The organism is Pseudarthrobacter ribosi (assembly GCF_055412865.1).
Window position 1 is genome coordinate 57,883 of the sequence record NZ_JBVAYZ010000011.1, and the last position, 18,035, is coordinate 75,917.

General features: G+C 67.6%; 19 protein-coding genes. 4 read left to right on the top strand and 15 right to left on the bottom strand.

Translation table 11 applies throughout. The annotated features are described in order from the left end of the window. Window positions 1–102 precede the first annotated feature (102 nt). The gene (ppc, locus tag ACZYZ5_RS12635; protein WP_463902085.1) at window positions 103–2,919 is read left to right on the top strand and encodes a phosphoenolpyruvate carboxylase; all 2,817 of its coding nucleotides are present in this window, start codon (window positions 103–105) and stop codon (window positions 2,917–2,919) included. A 13-nt stretch (window positions 2,920–2,932) separates the two neighbouring features. Here ppc and ACZYZ5_RS12640 read toward each other — a convergent pair whose 3' ends face one another. The 3 genes from ACZYZ5_RS12640 to ACZYZ5_RS12650 are packed head-to-tail and all read right to left on the bottom strand — an operon-like array spanning window position 2,933 to window position 5,955. Then, window positions 2,933–3,709, bottom strand: a complete 777-nt coding sequence (locus ACZYZ5_RS12640) for an ABC transporter ATP-binding protein (RefSeq protein ID WP_463902086.1) — start codon at window positions 3,707–3,709, stop codon at window positions 2,933–2,935. Then, complete coding sequence (locus ACZYZ5_RS12645) at window positions 3,702–4,811, bottom strand: FecCD family ABC transporter permease (RefSeq protein WP_463902087.1); 1,110 nt, start codon at window positions 4,809–4,811, stop codon at window positions 3,702–3,704. The genes ACZYZ5_RS12640 and ACZYZ5_RS12645 overlap by 8 nt, the downstream gene beginning before the upstream one ends. Then, on the bottom strand, window positions 4,801–5,955 hold the full coding sequence (locus ACZYZ5_RS12650; RefSeq protein ID WP_463902088.1) for an ABC transporter substrate-binding protein: 1,155 nt from the start codon (window positions 5,953–5,955) through the stop codon (window positions 4,801–4,803). Before ACZYZ5_RS12650 ends, ACZYZ5_RS12645 begins: the two co-directional genes overlap by 11 nt. A gap of 141 nt (window positions 5,956–6,096) precedes the next feature. On the opposite strand from ACZYZ5_RS12650, the gene ACZYZ5_RS12655 reads away from it, so the two are divergent. Beyond that, window positions 6,097–6,870: a DUF6390 family protein gene (locus tag ACZYZ5_RS12655; RefSeq protein WP_463902089.1), complete on the top strand. Its 774-nt coding sequence runs from the start codon at window positions 6,097–6,099 to the stop codon at window positions 6,868–6,870. 28 nt (window positions 6,871–6,898) lie between these two features. Here ACZYZ5_RS12655 and ACZYZ5_RS12660 read toward each other — a convergent pair whose 3' ends face one another. The 11 genes from ACZYZ5_RS12660 to ACZYZ5_RS12710 all read right to left on the bottom strand — a co-directional run bounded on the left by ACZYZ5_RS12660 (window position 6,899) and on the right by ACZYZ5_RS12710 (window position 15,704). Then, entirely contained in the window at window positions 6,899–7,156 is a 258-nt protein-coding gene (locus ACZYZ5_RS12660) for a HypC/HybG/HupF family hydrogenase formation chaperone (protein WP_463902090.1), read from the bottom strand. A gap of 52 nt (window positions 7,157–7,208) precedes the next feature. Continuing rightward, entirely contained in the window at window positions 7,209–7,793 is a 585-nt protein-coding gene (locus ACZYZ5_RS12665) for a hydrogenase maturation protease (RefSeq protein WP_463902091.1), read from the bottom strand. After that, window positions 7,790–7,909, bottom strand: a complete 120-nt coding sequence (locus ACZYZ5_RS12670; RefSeq protein WP_463902092.1) for a DUF6893 family small protein — start codon at window positions 7,907–7,909, stop codon at window positions 7,790–7,792. The genes ACZYZ5_RS12665 and ACZYZ5_RS12670 overlap by 4 nt, the downstream gene beginning before the upstream one ends. Further along, complete coding sequence (locus ACZYZ5_RS12675) at window positions 7,906–9,291, bottom strand: hypothetical protein (RefSeq protein WP_463902093.1); 1,386 nt, start codon at window positions 9,289–9,291, stop codon at window positions 7,906–7,908. Before ACZYZ5_RS12675 ends, ACZYZ5_RS12670 begins: the two co-directional genes overlap by 4 nt. Then, a complete protein-coding gene (locus ACZYZ5_RS12680) occupies window positions 9,288–9,944 on the bottom strand; it encodes a DUF6084 family protein (RefSeq protein WP_463902094.1) in 657 nt (218 codons plus the stop codon). Before ACZYZ5_RS12680 ends, ACZYZ5_RS12675 begins: the two co-directional genes overlap by 4 nt. Continuing rightward, window positions 9,941–10,651 carry a DUF5947 family protein gene (locus ACZYZ5_RS12685; RefSeq protein ID WP_463902095.1) on the bottom strand — a complete coding sequence of 237 codons (711 nt, stop codon included), beginning with the start codon at window positions 10,649–10,651 and terminating at the stop codon, window positions 9,941–9,943. The genes ACZYZ5_RS12680 and ACZYZ5_RS12685 overlap by 4 nt, the downstream gene beginning before the upstream one ends. Then, window positions 10,652–11,617, bottom strand: coding sequence for a NifU family protein (locus ACZYZ5_RS12690; RefSeq protein WP_463902096.1), 966 nt, complete (start codon window positions 11,615–11,617; stop codon window positions 10,652–10,654). Window positions 11,618–11,622: 5 nt separating this feature from the next. Further along, on the bottom strand, window positions 11,623–13,416 hold the full coding sequence (locus ACZYZ5_RS12695) for a nickel-dependent hydrogenase large subunit (RefSeq protein WP_463902097.1): 1,794 nt from the start codon (window positions 13,414–13,416) through the stop codon (window positions 11,623–11,625). Between the two features lie 26 nt (window positions 13,417–13,442). Beyond that, on the bottom strand, window positions 13,443–14,501 hold the full coding sequence (locus tag ACZYZ5_RS12700) for an NADH-quinone oxidoreductase subunit B family protein (protein ID WP_463902098.1): 1,059 nt from the start codon (window positions 14,499–14,501) through the stop codon (window positions 13,443–13,445). Between the two features lie 21 nt (window positions 14,502–14,522). After that, the gene (gene hypB / locus ACZYZ5_RS12705) at window positions 14,523–15,224 is read right to left on the bottom strand and encodes a hydrogenase nickel incorporation protein HypB (RefSeq protein ID WP_463902099.1); all 702 of its coding nucleotides are present in this window, start codon (window positions 15,222–15,224) and stop codon (window positions 14,523–14,525) included. 150 nt (window positions 15,225–15,374) lie between these two features. Continuing rightward, entirely contained in the window at window positions 15,375–15,704 is a 330-nt protein-coding gene (locus tag ACZYZ5_RS12710; protein WP_463902100.1) for a hydrogenase maturation nickel metallochaperone HypA/HybF, read from the bottom strand. Window positions 15,705–15,840: 136 nt separating this feature from the next. On the opposite strand from ACZYZ5_RS12710, the gene nicT reads away from it, so the two are divergent. Then, entirely contained in the window at window positions 15,841–16,974 is a 1,134-nt protein-coding gene (gene nicT, locus ACZYZ5_RS12715; RefSeq protein WP_463902101.1) for a Nickel transporter NicT, read from the top strand. A 38-nt stretch (window positions 16,975–17,012) separates the two neighbouring features. After that, window positions 17,013–17,318, top strand: coding sequence for a hypothetical protein (locus tag ACZYZ5_RS12720; protein ID WP_354172546.1), 306 nt, complete (start codon window positions 17,013–17,015; stop codon window positions 17,316–17,318). Between the two features lie 16 nt (window positions 17,319–17,334). Here ACZYZ5_RS12720 and ACZYZ5_RS12725 read toward each other — a convergent pair whose 3' ends face one another. Next, window positions 17,335–17,961, bottom strand: coding sequence for a DedA family protein (locus ACZYZ5_RS12725; RefSeq protein ID WP_463902102.1), 627 nt, complete (start codon window positions 17,959–17,961; stop codon window positions 17,335–17,337). Window positions 17,962–18,035 lie beyond the last annotated feature (74 nt).

Sequence of the window (18,035 nt, forward strand, 5' to 3'; positions counted from 1 at the left end):
GCCGGCCGTGGCTGCGGGTAGCATCTTTAGGAAGAAAGTAACCCGGCTCACAGTATCCAGCGCAGTGTACGAGCCAAGTCCTCTCGAAAGATTGTTGTTTCCATGGCTGACACTGCAACAAACCCCGGCACCGACCTCGCCTCCGAACTGCGCGCGGACGTCCGCCGGGTCTCCACCCTCCTCGGCGAATCCCTGGTCCGCCAGCACGGGCCCGAGCTCCTGGACATGGTGGAGCAGGTGCGCCTGCTGACCAAGGAGTCCAAGGAAGCCGCCCGCGGCGGCGCGGATGCCACCGGGCCGTGGAGCTCGTACGACGTCGTCGCCCAGGTCCGCGAACTGCTCGGCTCCCTGCCCCTGGAGCAGGCGACCGACCTGGTCCGCGCCTTTGCGTTCTACTTCCACCTGGCCAATGCCGCCGAGCAGGTGCACCGGGTCCGCGGGCTGCGCACCCGGCAGGAAAAGGACGGCTGGCTGGCCAAGGCCGTCACCGACATCGCCGGCCAGGCCGGGACCTCGGTGCTGCAGGAAGTCGTGAACGAACTCGACGTCCGGCCGATCTTTACCGCGCACCCGACCGAGGCCTCCCGCCGCTCCGTGCTGGACAAGGTCCGCCGGCTCTCCGACATCCTCGCCGAGAGCACGGCGGAAGGCACGTCCGCACGCCGCCGCCAGGACCGCCAGCTCGCCGAGGTGATCGACCAGATGTGGCAGACGGACGAACTCCGCCAGGTCCGGCCCACCCCGGTGGATGAGGCCCGGAACGCGATTTACTACCTCACCGGCATCCTGGGCGACGCCATGCCGGAGATGCTCTCGGACCTCTCCGAACTGCTCAGCGAACACGGTGTCAGCCTCCCCGTGGAGAAGGCGCCGATCCGGTTCGGCTCGTGGATCGGCGGCGACCGGGACGGCAACCCCAACGTCACCGCAGCCGTCACCCGCGAAATCCTGCAGATCCAGAACCAGCACGCCATACGGATCAGCATCGGCCTGATCGACGGGCTGATCTCCATCCTGTCCAACTCGACCGCGCTCGCCGGGGCGGACCAGGAGCTGCTGGACTCGATTGACGTCGACCTCAAGAACCTCCCCGGCCTGGACCGCCGCGTCCTCGAACTGAACGCCCAGGAGCCCTACCGGCTCAAACTGACCTGTATCAAGGCCAAGCTGCTCAACACGGGCCGGCGCGTCGCGGCCGGATCGACGCACGAACCGGGCCGCGACTACACCGCCACTGCTGAGCTCCTCGCCGAGCTGGGCCTGCTGGAGCGCTCGCTGCGCAACCACCACGCCGCGCTCGCCGCCGACGGCGCCCTGGCCCGGGTCCGGCGCGCCATCGCCTCCTTTGGCCTGCACCTGGCCACCCTCGACATCCGCGAACACGCTGACCACCACCACGACGCCGTCGGGCAGCTGATGGACCGCCTCGGCGGCCCCGGTGTCCGGTACGCGGAGCTCAGCCGTTCCGAGCGGCTCGAGGTGCTCGGGTCCGAGCTCGCCTCCCGCCGCCCGCTGTCCGGCCACCCGATCAAGCTCGACGGCGTCGCCGACGGCACCTATGACGTCTTCCGCGAGATCCGGCGGGCCCTGCGCACCTACGGGCCGGACGTGATCGAGACGTACATCATCTCGATGACCCGCGGCGCGGACGATGTCCTGGCCGCGGCGGTACTGGCCCGCGAGGCGGGCCTGGTCAGCCTCTTCGGCGCGGCCCCGTATGCCCGGATCGGCTTCGCCCCGCTCCTGGAAACCGTGGAGGAACTGCGGGCCTCGGCCGAGATCGTGGACGAGCTCCTCTCCGATTCCTCCTACCGCGAGCTGGTCCGGCTGCGCGGCGACGTCCAGGAAATCATGCTCGGGTACTCGGACTCCAACAAGGAATCCGGTGTGATGACCAGCCAGTGGGAAATCCACAAGACCCAGCGCAAACTCCGGGACATCGCGGCGAAGCACGGTGTCCGGGTGCGCCTCTTCCACGGCCGCGGCGGTTCCGTGGGCCGCGGCGGCGGGCCGACCTACGACGCGATCATGGCCCAGCCGAACGGGGTGCTGGAAGGCGAGATCAAGTTCACCGAACAGGGTGAAGTCATCTCGGACAAGTACTCGCTGCCCGAACTCGCCCGCGAAAACCTGGAACTGTCGCTCGCGGCGGTCATGCAGGGCTCAGCGCTGCACCGCACTCCGCGCACCTCGGAGGACCAGCGCGAACGCTACGGCCACGTCATGGAGACCATTTCCGATGCCGCCTTTGCCCGGTACCGGACGCTGATCGATGACCCGGACCTGCCGGCCTACTTCATGGCGTCCACCCCGGTGGAACAGCTGGGGTCCCTCAACATCGGCTCCCGGCCGTCCAAGCGGCCCGATTCCGGCGCGGGCCTCGAGGGCCTGCGGGCCATCCCGTGGGTGTTCGGCTGGACACAGTCCCGGCAGATCGTCCCGGGCTGGTTCGGCGTCGGCTCCGGGCTGAAGGCCGCCCGCGAGGCCGGCCACTCGGCCCAGCTGGTGGAGATGATGGAGGGCTGGCACTTCTTCCGCTCGGTCCTCTCGAATGTGGAAATGACGCTGGCGAAGACGGATATGGACATCGCCGGCTACTACGTCTCCACCCTCGTGCCGGCGGAACTCCACCACCTGTTCCACACTATCCGGGCCGAATACGAGCTGACCGTCACCGAGATCCAGAAGCTGACCGGCGAGGACCTGCTGCTCGACGCGCAGCCCACCCTGAAGCGCTCCCTGGAGATCCGGGACCAGTATCTCGATCCGATCAGCTACCTCCAGGTGGAACTGCTGCGCCGGATCCGTTCCGAGGCCGCGGCGGGGAGCATGCCCAACGGCGAGATCGACGAACGCCTCCAGCGCGCCATGCTGATCACGGTCAACGGCGTGGCGGCGGGCCTGCGCAACACCGGCTAGGTCCGGCGCCCGTTCACCTTCCGCCGCTTTCCCGGTGCCGCGGTTCCGAACCTTCTCCGTAGGGGACCACGATGGTCCGGCGCGCTGTGCCGCCGTCGTCATAGGGCAGGGTCCTCACCGGAACGCCGTAGAGCGCCGTGAGTGAGGCGTCCGTGAGCAGCTCTTCCGCCGGGCCGGTCAGTGTTCCGCTCCGGCCCAGGAGGACAGCCCTGTCGGCCAGGTACAGGGCGTGGTCCGGGTGGTGAGTGCTCAGGAGCAGGGCCATGCCGTCGGCCATCAACTCGCGCAGAAGTGACAGCACCCGCACCTGGTTCTTTAGATCGAGCCCGGTGGCAGGTTCGTCCAGCACCAGAACAGGACAGCCTGCGGCGATGGCCCGGGCTATCAGGACGAGTTGCTGCTCGCCGCCGCTGAGGGTAGGAAAACGCCGGTTGCGCAGCCCGGGAACGCCTACCTTGTCCATCGCGTCCAGGGCGGCGGTCCGGTCCTTGGCGCCAGGTGTCCGGAAGACCCCGACCTGCCGGGCCCGCCCCATCAGGACCATGTCCAGGGCCGTGTACCCAAACGTGCTGCCGCGGGCCTGCGGCACATAGCCGGCACCGTCGGTGCGATGGACCGTGCCCGCCGCCGGCGCCAGAAGTCCGGCAGCGCAGCGGACCAGCGTGGTCTTGCCGCTGCCGTTCGGACCCAGCACCGCGGTGGCCGTGCCTGGCAGCACCCGGAAGCTGACGTCCCGGAAGACCCAGTCCTGCCCGGCGTAGCCGAATCCCACACCGTCCAGCTCAAGCACTTTCCCAGATCCTGTCACGGTTCCGGCGCAGCAGCAGGAAGAAAACAGGTGCGCCGATAAGGGCCGTCAGGACGCCCAGCGGAATCTCCCCGGCGGTAAGGGTGCGGGCCACGGTGTCCACCAGAATGATGTAGGCGCCGCCGAGCAGGAAGGACACGGGCAGGAGCACGCGGTGGTCCGGGCCCACCCACATCCGCGCCAGATGCGGCACCACCAGGCCCACCCAGCTGACCGCCCCGCTGACCGCCACCGCGCCGGCCACAATCAGTGCCACCGCCACCAGCACCACCCAGCGCAGGAGGCGCGGTTTGACGCCCAGAGCCGCCGCGTCCTCGTCGCCCAGGGAGAGCACGTTGATGCGCCAGCGCAGCAACAGGAGCACGACGGTGCCGCCCAACACCGGGACCAGCGCGACCGCGACCTTCGCGTACGTCGCGGTGGACACGCTGCCAAGCAGCCAGAAAACGATCGCCGGCAGGGTGGTGTTCGGGTCCGCGAGATAGGTCACCAGCGCCACCAAGGCTGAGAAGAACGAACCCGTCACGACACCGCCGAGCACGACCATCAACATCGAGGAGCCGCCGCGGCCCGATGTGATCAGGATCAGCATCACGAGGGCTGTCATGCCGAAGAAAAATGAGCCCGCGACCAGTATGAACGGCCCCAGCCCGAGCAGCAGGGCCAGCGCTCCGCCGAAGGAGGCCCCCGCGGATACCCCGATGATCTCCGGGCTGACCAGGGGGTTCCGGAAGATGGCCTGCAGGGCGGCGCCGCCGATCGCCAGCCCGCCGCCCACCAGCAGGCCAAGCAGGATCCGGGGAAGCCGCACGAGCAGGACAACGTTCTGCTCGGTCTCACTGGCTTCGATCGGGAAGGGCACGACCTGCGCCGCGAGAATTTGGACGACGTGCCACACCGGCACGTGGAACCTGCCGAGCGCCAGCGCGAGCAGTCCGGCCGCGGTGAGTACGACGGCGGCGACGGAAATGGGCCCGAGAACGGCAAATCTCCGGGCGCGTACTCCCGGCCCGGGCTGGGGGGCGGTCCGGCCGGCCCGCGGGCCACGGCGCTTCAGCCGCGCTGGACTGGCCTCATCCAGCATTGAACTGTTGGTAATTGGCTGAGCCGCTGTTCTCCGGGACCCACAGAATCCGGTCCAGCGCCTCCTCCGGGGGTTCTTGGCCATAAAGGAACTGGAAGTATTCACGAACTTTGCCGCGCAGCGCTGACCGTTCCTGGGGGAAAGCGATGGCCGTGAGCCAGTGCCACATGAGCGGTGATTCCTGCCCCGGGGGATCCCAGCGGTAGCCGCCGAGCGGAACCTTGTAGACGCGCCGCGAGCGGACCGCGGAAATGGTCTGCCACACCGGGTTCGAATAGATGTCCTGCGGCATGGCCTGGTCGAAATTGCCCAGCAGGATTACGTCGGGATCCCATCTCAGGACCTGCTCCACGTCCAGGCCCACCATGCCCGAACCGGTCAACGGGTCCTGGCCGGTGGCGGGGTTGGTGCCGCCGACGAGTTTGATATAGAAGTCGTTGTACGTATCGGCTGCCGCGGCTTTGAGCCCGCCGGTGAACCGGTTGAAGTAAAGAATGCTGGGCCCCTCGGAGCCGCGGCCCGCCGCCAGCGACTTGATCTCGCCGAGTTCTTTGTCGCTGTGGGCCTTGATTTCGGTGGCCCGCTCGGGTTTGCCAAGCATGGCGGCGAACATCGTCACCCAGGCGTCCACGTCCTCCTGTTTGCCGGTGTTTTTCAGGCCGATCACCGTCAGCCCGGCGTTCTCGAGCGGCTCGATCAGTTGGGCGTCCGACCACTGGATCACGACGTCGGGGTTCAGGGCGCGCACGCTCTCCACGTTGGGAGTGAAGTCCTGCGTCGCAATGTCGTGAGGCAGTTCCAGCGCCTGCGGAAACATGGTTCCCATGATGCCGTCACGCATCGCGACCCAGGATGCGTTGTGCATGGCACCCAGATGTTCGGCACTGCGGTCGACGGCGACCAACAGCGACGCTGCCGGCATGGGTATCGTCACCACCTTGGTGACCGGCCTGGTGAAGGTGAGTGTCTTGCCGCGCTGGTCCGTGATGCTGATGCGGTCTGTTGCCGCGGAACCAGTCCCGCCGGCGGAGGGGGAGGCTGCGGGGGAGAGGCCGGATACTCCGCACCCGGTGAGCAGGGCTGCGGATCCTCCCGCCATCAACGCCTGAAGCACCGAGCGGCGGTTTGGATCGTCGACTGGCATGGTCTGACCCCCTGAGCGTAGGTTCTTCACAGGATCGCCCCGTGGACCAAGGCTGTCAACGGGCCTGCGGTGCCGGGCCCCTTGTCGGGGTTCGGGGCCGGTGCTACTTTCAGAGGACCTTGTGCAGAAGGTGGCCAGATCATGATTCTTGACGGTGCCCAGTTGTTTGTCCGCTATGCCTACCCGCCCAATTCGAGGGGCAGCTGCGGGCCGCCCGACAGCGACGCGTTGTTGCATTACGGCCAGTCCGGCGTGACGGACCAAGGCCTCCGTGAACTGGCTAAAGGATTCGCCGGGGCGTGGCCCTACCTGGCATTGATTGCGGCCTCCACCGGAATCCGCGATCCCCTCGATTTCCGCGTTGTGGAAGCGTACTGGGTGGGGAACAGCCTCCTGGACTCAGTCGGAATAACCAACATCGGCAACTCCATGGAGGACCGGTTCCGGGCCCGCACGGGACGGCAGTTCCCGCACCTGGCGGAAGGTGTCCTGGCCGGCGGGGTTCCCCACCACAGTTTCCACGTCTTCGAGATCTACCCTTGGCTGGGCCTGCTCCACGATGACCGCCGCCACGCCACCGCCTTGAGCGTGCTCGACCGGTGCCGCATCCGGTGGGGCGAGGTGCTGGCGATTACCGGCGACGAGGCCGTGGTCCGGTCCCGGCCGCTGGTGTGGGACGGAACCTCGCTGGCCGTGGGTGAATCCGTGGTCGAGTCCGCGAAATACGCGGTGAACGGATCCGGGTTCGTGGCCGGGCTGGCGGTAGGGGACGTGGTGTCGCTCCACTGGGATTGGGTCTGTGACCGGCTGTCCCCGCGCCAGCTGGAGCGGCTGCAGCACTTTACGGCGCGGCACCTGCGGATCGCCAACAACGGCGTCGAACACCGCGGCGCCGCGATCGCGCTGGAACACTAAGGCCGCCGGCGGGCTCCCGGGCGGCGGGCTAGCCGGCGTCGCCGTCAGCGTCCCTGGGCCTACCCATCAGCTCAAGCCCGTCCATGGCCCGTTCCGCACCCGCGGAATCCACGCGTTCCAGGGCGAAGCCCATATGGATCAGGACCCAGGTACCCGGCTCCAGCGGCCCCTCATCCAGCAGGCCGATGTTGATCTTCCGACGCACTCCGGCCACATCCACGAGGGCCAACTGATTGCCGTAGCCCTCGAGCAGTTCGACGACCTGGCCCGGTATTCCAAGGCACATGATGGGCTCTCCCTTGATTTGCGCTGGGCCCGGCTTTTGCGCGGGCGCGGGTCTAGGCGGGCGGATGCTGCGCGATCAGTTCTTCGACGGCGGCCACGGCCCGCGGTACGGCCGCCGCCACCGGGCCGGTGAGGCCGATTCCCTCGCTGAGGTCGGCCGGGACGCAGCCAACGACGTAGGTCAGGGGAAGTTCACCGCCGAGCGAGCGGAGCCGGCCCAGCACTGCTACCGGGTCCATGCCGTGCGGATCAAGGGACGCGGCGCCGTCGAGGTCTTCCGGGCGCACCCGCAGCACCCGGATGCGCCCCGGCGCCGCGTCTGCGCCCGAGCCTGAGTCCGGGCCCGAACCTGAGTCCGTGTCTGCGCCTGAGCCTGAGCCCGGGGGCACGGTATCCACCAGCACCAGGACGTCGACGCCGGCCAGCAGGTCGTAGGCCAGGTGCATGCCGCGGATGCCGTAGTCCACGGCAAGCACGCCGGGCGCCGCCGGGCCTGTGGCCAAGGCCAGCCGACGGGCGACCTCCGGGCCGAACCCGTCGTCGCGCAGGAACATGTTCCCCACCCCTGCGACGAGGACGCGGGGTCCGCGATCCGCGGTCCCGGTGGCGGGATGGCCGGGCTTCAGTGATGACGTCACATCCGCCGCATTTTCAGGTAGCGCTGGATATCGGGGACCGACCGTATCCCGGTGTACGCGGCGGCCAGAGCCAGCGCCACGAGCAGGCCGACCGTGGCTAGTCCTACTGTTTTCATAGCGGGTTTTCCTCTCCATCCTCAAGCGGTTCAAGTTCTTCGGGTGCGTAGTAGAAGGACCGGCCGTAGCCTTCATGGAGGTCCGCAGCAGGGTCCTTTTCCAGCACCAGGCCCACGTGGGTGCTGCCGTCGACGTCGAAGTGCACACTGGTGACCCGCCCGGTCTGCCCGGCGAAGAAGAGGTCCTGCGCATCCGCGCGCCGGTTCGGGTTCACTCTGACCCGGCTGCCGCGGGCCACCGGAACACCCTTGATCAGAACGGCATCCAGGGACGGCTGGACGAGGGCTTCGGATTCCGGCGTCCACCAGGCGGGCGGTTCCTCTCCGGCGCCGGCGGCGCTTCCGCGGGAGTCCGGGAAGTCCGCGGCGTGGGGATTGCGCAGGATCCCGTGCAGCTGCTGCAGCTCCTCCGGCGACATGGCCTCGCAGTGGTCGATGATCGCAGCCGCGCGGGGATCGGTGGCGCGGGCCTCGGATTTTTCTTCCTCGGTCAGGGTCAGCACCCGCAAGGTGAGAATCTCGTCAATTTCGGTGGAATCATAGAGCGCCACCGGGCTTTCCGGGGCCACCGCGGGGTGGTCGTAGAGAATGATCGGCGAGACCAGGAGCACGTCCGTCTGCCCTTCGGGACCGGCGAGGACGGGCCAGCACCGGTGCTGCTTGCAGGCAGCCGCTGCGTCCCGCGCCCATTCCGGCGGGTCCAGCAGGGAGAGGAAATCCGCGTCCCGCAGGCTGAGGAGCACGTGCGCGCCGATGAAGGACGCGGCGATGGCGTCCTGCCGGTTCCCCGGCTCCCTGACGGGCTCCGCCGTGTTGGCGACGGAAACCCGCATCCTCTGGAGGCCGCGCGGCAGGCCAGTGGAGTCCAGCCTCAGTTCCCCGCGGAGCGCGTGGCGGCGCCGCACCAGCCTGCCTGCCGTCCGGCCGGTGCCGTCGCCGAGTTCCTCAATCTCCTCGCCCGCCGGGATCTCCACCGGCAGCAGCAGCGCTTCCCGGGCTAGTTGGTCCACCGGAAACGGCCCCAGGGTGATCTCCTGTTCAACCGCCTCGTCCCAGCTCAGCCAGCGGGAGGCGCCGATGGCGAGTTCCGCCACCGGGCTGAAATTCCCGGCGCCGTCCGCCGTTTCGGCGGTGCGGGTCTGTAGCTGCAGGAAGCGCAGGTGGATTTCCACATCCGCGTGCGGGCCGGGGCTCAGCAGGCAGTCGGCGGACATTCCCGGTTCCTCCCCGGCGCCGGCCTCCGCGGCCCCGGGCGGCCCGAGGATTCCAAACTGCCAGCGGGCCTGGTTCTTCTGCGAGGACGCTCGGTAGGGGTACAGCAGGTAGCCCTCGTAGAGGACAGCGTCCGCGACCGCCCTGGCCAGGCTCAGGCTCATGGTCATGGGAGCCGCTCTCCGCCCACACCCGTCGCCGCAGCGGACAGCAGGGACTCCACCGTGGCCTCCCAGGAGGTCAGTCCGCGCGCCGACCTGTACCGGGACAGGGCGGCCAGAGCGTCCCGGTCCAGCCTGATCCAGCCCGCATTGGGGAAATACTGGTCCATCAACCGGTGCCACGCCGCCACCGGGAGGCGGTATGAGGCTTCGAGATGCCACGGGACCTGCTCCACCCCGAATCCTGTCTGGCCCTTCGTGAAGACGGTGCCGGAGAACAGCAGTTCCAAGGGGATTTCGCCGTCCCGAAGGGCGTGCAGGTACTTGGACGCGGCGACGTCGAAGTCGAAAGTGCAGGGCAGCGGCAGGTCCGCTTCGGTGCTGTCCGTGAAACCCTGCACCATGGTGCTGCACTGCAGCCAGAGGAACGACTTAAGCGTGGTGGGCCAGCGGCCGCGCTCGCCGAACAGATCCAGGAGCCCGCGTTCCTCCTCGTCCGCATATCCACGGCGCTGCGGCAGGATCCGCACCTGACAGCGCAACGCGATGGCGTGGATGGCGGCGCCGGTGGACTCGGTCAGCCGGAGCCGGGCAGTCAGTTGCGGCGCCGCGGCGTAGGGCTCCGGCTGGATGTCGACGACGGCGAAGGTCAGCTCGGTCACGGGGGTCCTCCTGCCAGGGACTCGCTCTTGTCCTCCGGCACGGGCCGGCTGCGGCTGTCCAGCCGCACAAAAAAGGCGGCGAGTTGCTCGCGGGCCTCCTGCCCGCCGTCGAACCCGCGCCAGAGGCGGCGGAGCTGCCCCACGAGTTCGTAGCAGGCGTCTACGGGGACCAGGTGGCAGTCGGCGCGGGAACGGTCCGGTCCGGGGCCGCGGATCAGCAGCGCCTCCGTGTCCGGTGCCGCCAGGGCAAGCGCGGGGTTTTGCGCCAGCACCGCGCCCCAGGCGCCCAGCGGAAGCTCGGACTCGGTGGCGCCCGCGGGTCCGGGGTAGAAGGCGACGGTCCGGTCCAGTTTGGAACTGTGGAAGAAGAACGCCAGTCCCACCGGAATTTCCAGCTCGTCCCACTGGCCGGGACCCAACTCGAAATCGGGAAAGGACAGGTACCGGTCCGGCACCGAACGGTAGCGCAGATGGGCGGTGGCGTCGGTGAACAGGAGGTAGCACGGCCGGCACGTGCACATCATGGCGTGGCTCTCCAGGTCGACGACGTGCTGATGTTCCCCCGGAATGGGTTCCCCGCACATCTCGCAGCGCTCGCCGGCGGGCGGCGCGGGTGGGCTGGCAGCGATCCTGCGCAACAGGGCGACCGGCAGCCCGCCGGAGGCGGTACGGCCTCGACCGGTCTCGGTGCTGCCTCCGGGGTTCATTCAGGCGTCCTGGCCGGAAACCATCGGCACGGCCACGGACATCACGCCGGACCGGACCAGGAGCGGCAGCGGATCCAGGTGCAGGTTCCGGTCCTCCAGGCAGCTCCCGGCCTGGCGAACGTCGAAATGGGCGCGGCATGAGGGGCAGCGCAGCAGGCCGCCGCCCACGGGTGCCGCGAGGGCACGCTGGAGGGTGGCGCCGGCCATCGACGTCGTGCATCGCGGGCAGTAGTCGCGGTAGGCGTAGACGTCCTGCCCGGTCCGGCAGGCGAGCACCGGGTATCCGCCCACCAGGAAGCCGGCGACGTCGCCGGGTTCCAGCCCGGCAATCTCCGGCACGGGCTCCCAGGATCCGGCGGCGTGATCCTGCCAGCCGCCGGCGTCGCCCGGCCCGTGGCCTGCCGCGTCATCGGCCGGGTGGTTCAGCCGGATGAGCAGCGCGTCCACCGGAATCACGGCCGGAACAGCCGGACGGGATTCCTCCTCGACCACCTCGATGGACGTGACCTCCGGCGCGGCCGATTCGATCGCCTCTTCGACGGCGAACTTGAGCGTGACCGACGAGGACGGGCAGCCCTGGCAGGTGCCGAGCAGCCTCAGCCGCACCACGCCCGCGGGGCTGATGTCCAGGAGCTCCACGTTGCCGCCGTGCGAGCCAAGGTAGGGCCGGACGCTGTCCAGCGCGGCCGCCACCCGGGTTTCCACGTCCTGGGGGTGCAGCCCGTGGATCACCAGCAGGCTGGAGACCAGTTCGTCCGCGGTCAGCGCGTCCAGCGTTCCGCCGTCCAGTTGTCCGCGGTCCTCGAGAATTTCCAGGATCCGGGCCAGCCCGGAGCCGTACAGTTCCGTCACCTGCCGGACCAGTTCCTCGGCGCGCCCGCGGGCCACCGCCCCGCCGGCTCCGAGGGCGTCGAGGAGGCTTTCGATCCGGTCGCCGGCCTGCCGCGGCCGGTCCTCGCCAGGCATGACTGCTATTCGCCGGTCAGTGTCTGGGTGGGGGAGTGCAGCTTCTCCAGGGTCTGGCCGTTGCCCAGATACATGTGGACCCCGCAGGGCAGGCAGGGGTCGAAGCTTCGGACGGTGCGCATGATGTCGATGCCTTTGAAGTGCTCGCGGTCGTTCTCCTCGAAGATCGGCTGTCCCTGGACGGCGTCCTCGTAGGGGCCGGCGATCCCGGCGGAGTCCGTAGGGCTGGCATTCCAGGGCGTCGGCGGGTAGGGATGGTAGTTGGCGATCTTCCCGTCGCGGATCACCATGTGGTGGGACAGGACGCCCCGCACGGCCTCTGTGAAGCCGCAGCTGATGGCTTCGTCCGGAACCTCGAAGCTCTCCCACGTCTTGGTGCGCCCGGCGCGGATCTCCTCGAGTGCCTTCTCCGCGAAGTGCAGCGCGGCGGCGGCGGCGTAGGCTTGGAAGTAGGTGCGGGCCCGGTTGCGTTCCAGAGTGTTGCTCCACTGCGGGATGTTCCACTCGAAGGAAACAGGACCTTTCAGCGCGGTCTTGGGCAGGTTGATCTGGACGCTCCGGCCGGTTGCCGTGATGTAGCCGATGTCCACCAGGCCGGCGAGCGCCGTCGCCCAGAGGCGGGCCAGCGGACCGCCGCCGGTGTCCAGCGCCAGGTTGTCCTGGCCGTCAAACCAGCGCGGCGACATCACCCAGCTGTATTTCTCTGCGAGGTCCCGCTTTTGCGGCCGCGGGTTGGTGTGCTGGTTCCAGGGATGCCGGCGGTCCACGGGATTGCCCAGCGGATCGTGGGTCACAAACATCTCCTGGCCTTCCCAGTCCTCGTAGTAGGAGGAACCGAGCATGATCCGGATGCCCAGGTTTATCCGCACAAGGTCGGTCGTGACGAGTTTGCCGTCCACCACAACGCCTGGCGTGACGAACATCTTCCGGCCCCACTCGGTCATGTCCTTGTACTCGAAGTTGCAGTAGTCGGGATCCTGGAGAGAGCCCCAGCAGCCCAGCAGGGTGCGCCGCAGCCCCACCTGTTCGTAGCCCGGCAGCGCCTCGTAGAAGAAGTCGAACAGGTCGTCATGCATGGGGACGACCTTCTTCATGAACTCCACGTAGCGCATGAGCCGGGTGATGTAGTCCGTCATCAGCTGGATGGTGGCAACCGTTCCCACCCCACCCGGGTAAAGCGTGGACGGGTGCACGTGGCGGCCCTCCATGAGGCAGAACATTTCGCGTGTCGCCCGGCTGACCTGCAGCGCCTCCCGGTAGAACTCCCCGGTGAAGGGGTTGAGCGACCGCATGATGTCGGCGATGGTCCGGTATCCGTGGTCACCCTCGTGCGGTGCGCGGGTGTTCTCCGCCTTGGCCAGCACCCCGGGATTCGTCTCCGAGACCATCTTTTCGCAGTAGTCCACGCCGACGAGGTTTTCCTGGAAGATGTTGTGGTCGAACATGTACTCGGCGGCTTCGCCGAGGTTCACGATCCATTCGCCGAGGTTTGGCGGCTTAACGCCGTAGGCCATGTTCTGGGCGTAGCAGGAACATGTGGCGTGGTTGTCCCCGCAGATCCCGCAGATACGGCTGGTGATGAAATGCGCGTCCCGCGGGTCCTTGCCCTTCATGAAGATGGAGTATCCGCGGAAGATCGAGGAGGTGCTCTTGCACTCCACCACCTGCTTGTTCGCAAAGTCGATCTTGGTGTAGATGCCGAGGCTGCCGACGATCCTCGTAATGGGGTCCCACGCCATCTCCACCAGATTGTTGTTGCCTGTTCCGCTTCCGGAAGGCATTGGAATCGTTGAGGTCATGTTCTTCACCTGTCTGGACGTGGGTGCTACCAGGTGCGCCGGGCACCGGTAAGGAGCTCAGTACCGGGCCGGCGCCACTTGGGCTCCTGGTCCAGGGTGTGGGTGGTGATTCCACGCAGCGCCCTGATGGCCGAGCCGTACGGGCGGATGGTGTTGGTTGACAGCTTCCCGCCCGGAGGCTCATCCATAAAGGGCATGAACTTGTCCGGGAACCCCGGCATGGTGCAGCCGATGCAGATGCCGCCGACATTCGGGCAGCCGCCGACGCCGTTCATCCAGCCGCGCTTGGGGACGTTGCACTTGACCACCGGGCCCCAGCAGCCGAGTTTGACGATGCACTTGGGGGAGCCGTACTCGGTGGCGAAGTCACCCTGTTCGTAGTAGCCGGCCCGGTCACAGCCCTCATGGACGGTCTGGCCGAACAGCCAGGTGGGCCGCAGGTTGTCATCCAGCGGAATCATCGGAGCCTGGCCGGTGGCCTGGTAGAGCAGGTAGGTCATTGTTTCGGAAAGATTGTCCGGCTGGATGGGGCACCCCGGGACACACACGATGGGGATTCCGGCCTTGGATTTCCAGTTGTAGCCAAGGTAATCCGGCACGCCCATGGCCCCGGTGGGGTTTCCCGCCATGGCGTGGATGCCGCCGTAAGTGGCGCAGGTCCCGGCCGCGATGATGGCGGTGGCCTTGGGGGCCAGACGGTCGAGCCATTCGCTGGTGGTGATCGGCTGGCCGGTCTCAAGATCGTTCCCGAACCCGCACCAGTAGCCGCCGGGGGCGTGGAGCTTTTCGTTGGGGATGGATCCCTCCACCACCAGGACAAACGGCTCCAGCTCGCCGCGGTCCGCCTTCCGGAACCACTCCAGGAAGTCGTCGGCCCCCTCCTGCGGGCCGCACTCGAAGTCGATCAGGGGCCAGTGCATGGCAATGCGCGGCAGGCCGGGCAAGGCGCCGAGGGCTATCTCCTCGACACTGGGCTGCGTGGCAGCGGTCAGGGCCACAGAATCGCCGTCGCAACTGAGCCCTGCGTTGATCCACAGCACATGGATAAGGGTTTCTTCGGCCTTCAGGGAAGTTTCAGTAGGCATCGTTGCCTCTTTCGGAGGCCCTTACGGGCTCAGTGTGTCCGTCAAAGATCCGGTCAAAGCGGCTGACCGGGAACTGGTTCCGCCGAGCCAGTCATACCAGCCGGCGAGGCCATCGCCGGTGGTGGCCGAAAGGACCAGGAAATCGGTGCGCGGATTAATCTGCCGGGCCCTGTGCCGGAACCCGTCGACGTCGAAATCAACGTAGGGGAGCAGATCCGACTTGTTGATGATCACCAGATCGGCTGCCCTGAACATGTGCGGGTATTTCTGTGGCTTGTCATCACCTTCCGTCACGGAAACGACTACTACTTTCGCTGCTTCGCCAAGGTCAAACAAAGCAGGGCAGACCAGATTGCCCACATTTTCGATAAACACCGTGGACCCGGTTCCGGGATCCAGGGCGTCCAGTCCCCGCCTGAGCATGTCGGCGTCCAGATGGCAGCCGGCTCCGGTATTGATCTGAACGACTGGCCGTCCTACCGCACGGATGCGGTCCGCATCCAGGGACGTCTCCTGATCGCCCTCGACGACGCCGGCCTGCAACCGCTCGCCCAGGTCGGCGAGGGTGCGGACCAACAGGGTGGTCTTACCCGCACCCGGGGAGCTCATCACATTCAGCGCGCGGATTCCCCGGCCCTCCAGCCAGCCCCGGTTCCTCGCCGCGAGCAGATCGTTTTTCGCGAGCAGGCTCTGTTCCAGCGGGATGGTTTCCGAGTTGTGCACGTGCGGATGCTCGTGGTCCGGACCGTGGTCGTGCGTGTGCCCGTGGGAATGGTCGTGTGGGTGGCCGGGCAGGGGTGCGCTTGAGGATTCCTGGAGTGTGGAAACCCTGACGTTCGTCTCGTCGCCGCATCCGCATGTTGTACACACTTGCTACGCCACCTCCACCGACATCAGCATGAGTTCGAGGCCGCTGAGGATTTCGACGTCGGCGCTTCCGCAGGGACACAGCAGGATCAGATCGGCCGGTTCGAATTCGTCGCGGCAGTTTCTGCACCGGGCCAGGCCGCGCGGTTCTTCGATCATCAACTGGGCGCCGTCCAAGGGGGTGCCCGCGGACGCGATGTCGAAGCAGAAGCGCATGGCATCCGGCAAAACACCGGACAGCGGTCCCACCCGCACATTGACCGCAATGACTTTCCGCTCGCCGGTTCGGTCGAGGACGGCATCAACAAGGCTCTGGGTAATAGAGAGTTCGTGCATGGCGGCACCCCTTCCTGCCAAGATAGGCGCGAGCCAGATAAAACACAACAACCCGAACCAACGCGGGCGTATACTGCCGCTAAAGCGGCCATGCCGACTCGGCAGGGGGACCGCAAGGGGAACCCGAGGCCGGACCATGAAGCAACCGGAGGTTACGCGTCGAGGCCGAATCCGCGGCGCGCGCAGTGCCCTTTCGGGCCGGGAGTGGGCATCGGTCGGCGGAATGGCCATGTTCGTCGTTTTCCTCCACGTCCTGGGCTGGGGCGTCCTGGCAGGAGTGGCGGACCCGCGAAACATCCCCGCCGGTTCCACCGGAGTCTTTGGCATCGGCCTGGGGGTAGCCGCCTACACGCTGGGACTGCGCCACGCATTCGATGCCGACCACATCGCCGCGATCGACAACATCACCCGCAAGCTCCGTGCCGATGGCACGCGCAGCATGTCTGTGGGTTTCTGGTTTTCGCTGGGCCACTCGAGCATAGTGTTCGGCCTGTGCGCGCTGCTGGCCGCCGGAATCCGCGGCCTGGCGGACCCGGCCGCCGAGGGGACGTCGGAGCTCCATTCCTTTCTGGGCCTTGTGGGCACCGCAGTCTCCGGCGTTTTCCTGGTGTGCATCGGCATCCTGAACCTGGTGGTGCTGCGGGGCATCATCAAATCTGTACTGCGGTTGCGGAAGAGTGAAGGATCCGGTGAGGACCTGGCAGGGCAAGCGGCACCCCCGGGTGTGCTGTACCGGGTGTTCGGACGGGTCACCCGGCTGGTGACCCGTCCCTGGCACGTGTACGGCGTCGGATTGCTGTTCGGACTGGGCTTCGACACCGCCACCGAGGTCAGTCTCCTGATTCTGGCCGGCGGCGCCGCGGCTTCCGCACTGCCCTGGTACGCGATCATGACGCTGCCGGTAATTTTTGCCGCAGGGATGAGCCTGCTGGACTCTCTGGACGGTTGCCTCATGAACTTCGCCTACGGCTGGGCCGTGTCCCGGCCGGTCCGCCGGATCTATTACAACATCGTCATCACGGCGCTGTCGGTGGCCGTGGCACTGGGCATCGGCTCCATCGAACTGGTGTCACTCCTCGTGGAGCGGGCCGGGATCAGCACGGGCCCGCTGTCCGCCATCGGCGGCATCGACCTGGACTCGGTGGGGTACACGGTCGTCGCTCTGTTCCTGGGCACCTGGGTGCTGGCCATGGGGGTGTGGCGGTTCGGCCATATTGAGGAACGCTGGACGGCTCCGGCCAGGAGCCCCGACACCGGCAACGGTCGCTAGCGGGGCCCGGTCTTATCCGCTTCATCTAGGGTTGTTCCATGCCGTCGTTCCAGACCAGACTGAAGATCACCGGGCTCAAGCCGGGCAACCCGCCGGAGTCCGTGATGGCCGCGGCCGTCGAAGCGCTGGAGACGCGGCACCACGTCGAGGCGAACCAGCTGGACCTGGCCGGCGGGGTTCCGCAACTGAACCTGCGCTTCCTGGTCGAGCCCACTTCGTACAGCGGCGAGAACCGCCAGGCGCTGGAGTCGGCCGCGATGATGCGCGACGCCGTCGAACGCGTGGCGGTGACCGGCCACCTCATGGTGCTCCGCCGCAACCGCGGCCGCTGGGCGCCCGTCTAGCCGGGTTCCGCCCGCCTCAGAAGTCCAGTTCCTCGTCGGGTCCGTCCACGACGGGGGAGCTGTTGCCGCGCCTCCGCGTGACGATCACACCCAGGATGGCCCCGACCAGGAGGCCGACGCCGACGCCGATCAGGGAGCTCGCCCAGAACGGCAGCCCGGTGGCTGCGCCGGTGACATAGCCGAGACCGACGGACCAGACGGCCCAGAGGACGCCGCCGAGGGCCGCGCAGAGGCTGAATCCGCGCGTGGAAACGTTGGCGATGCCGGCGGCGGCCGTTGTCGCCAGCCGTCCGCCCGGGATGAAGCGGATACCAATAATGGCCCCGTAGGTCGTGGACCGGCCGGCTTTCGCGATGGCGGAGTGCACGGCCTGATGGAACGAGCGGCCCCACCGCCAGCGGTCCAGGGTGTGGCTCAGGCGCCGCTTGAAGAGCTGGAACACCAGGATGTCGCCCAGCCAGGACGCTGCCGCGGCAAGCAGCACCACCAGAAGGGCGTTGGCGCGACCGACGGCGGACAGGGCGCCCCCGGTGATGACCACCATTTCGGAAGGGAGGGGCGGGAAGATGGCATCGCCCATAACAACCGGGATGATCCAGAAATAGATCGCGTCCCCCCAGCTGTCTGCGCTGCCGAAGTCCATGGGCACAAGGTACCGCATTTCCGGCCGCCGCCCGTCCGTGGCGGCGCCGGCCCGGCCGCGAGACTGCTCCGGGG

Excerpts from the sequence above, each read along its gene's own strand:
- ppc (WP_463902085.1), top strand. The coding sequence starts at position 103 with ATGGCTGACACTGCAACAAACCCCGGCACCGACCTCGCCTCCGAACTG.
- ACZYZ5_RS12675 (WP_463902093.1), bottom strand. The coding sequence starts at position 9,291 with ATGACCATGAGCCTGAGCCTGGCCAGGGCGGTCGCGGACGCTGTCCTC.
- ACZYZ5_RS12710 (WP_463902100.1), bottom strand. The coding sequence starts at position 15,704 with ATGCACGAACTCTCTATTACCCAGAGCCTTGTTGATGCCGTCCTCGAC.
- ACZYZ5_RS12685 (WP_463902095.1), bottom strand. The coding sequence starts at position 10,651 with ATGAACCCCGGAGGCAGCACCGAGACCGGTCGAGGCCGTACCGCCTCC.
- ACZYZ5_RS12650 (WP_463902088.1), bottom strand. The coding sequence starts at position 5,955 with ATGCCAGTCGACGATCCAAACCGCCGCTCGGTGCTTCAGGCGTTGATG.
- ACZYZ5_RS12660 (WP_463902090.1), bottom strand. The coding sequence starts at position 7,156 with ATGTGCCTTGGAATACCGGGCCAGGTCGTCGAACTGCTCGAGGGCTAC.
- ACZYZ5_RS12720 (WP_354172546.1), top strand. The coding sequence starts at position 17,013 with ATGCCGTCGTTCCAGACCAGACTGAAGATCACCGGGCTCAAGCCGGGC.
- ACZYZ5_RS12725 (WP_463902102.1), bottom strand. The coding sequence starts at position 17,961 with ATGGACTTCGGCAGCGCAGACAGCTGGGGGGACGCGATCTATTTCTGG.
- ACZYZ5_RS12645 (WP_463902087.1), bottom strand. The coding sequence starts at position 4,811 with ATGCTGGATGAGGCCAGTCCAGCGCGGCTGAAGCGCCGTGGCCCGCGG.
- ACZYZ5_RS12655 (WP_463902089.1), top strand. The coding sequence starts at position 6,097 with ATGATTCTTGACGGTGCCCAGTTGTTTGTCCGCTATGCCTACCCGCCC.
- ACZYZ5_RS12670 (WP_463902092.1), bottom strand. The coding sequence starts at position 7,909 with ATGAAAACAGTAGGACTAGCCACGGTCGGCCTGCTCGTGGCGCTGGCT.
- ACZYZ5_RS12700 (WP_463902098.1), bottom strand. The coding sequence starts at position 14,501 with ATGCCTACTGAAACTTCCCTGAAGGCCGAAGAAACCCTTATCCATGTG.
- nicT (WP_463902101.1), top strand. The coding sequence starts at position 15,841 with ATGAAGCAACCGGAGGTTACGCGTCGAGGCCGAATCCGCGGCGCGCGC.
- ACZYZ5_RS12690 (WP_463902096.1), bottom strand. The coding sequence starts at position 11,617 with ATGCCTGGCGAGGACCGGCCGCGGCAGGCCGGCGACCGGATCGAAAGC.
- ACZYZ5_RS12695 (WP_463902097.1), bottom strand. The coding sequence starts at position 13,416 with ATGACCTCAACGATTCCAATGCCTTCCGGAAGCGGAACAGGCAACAAC.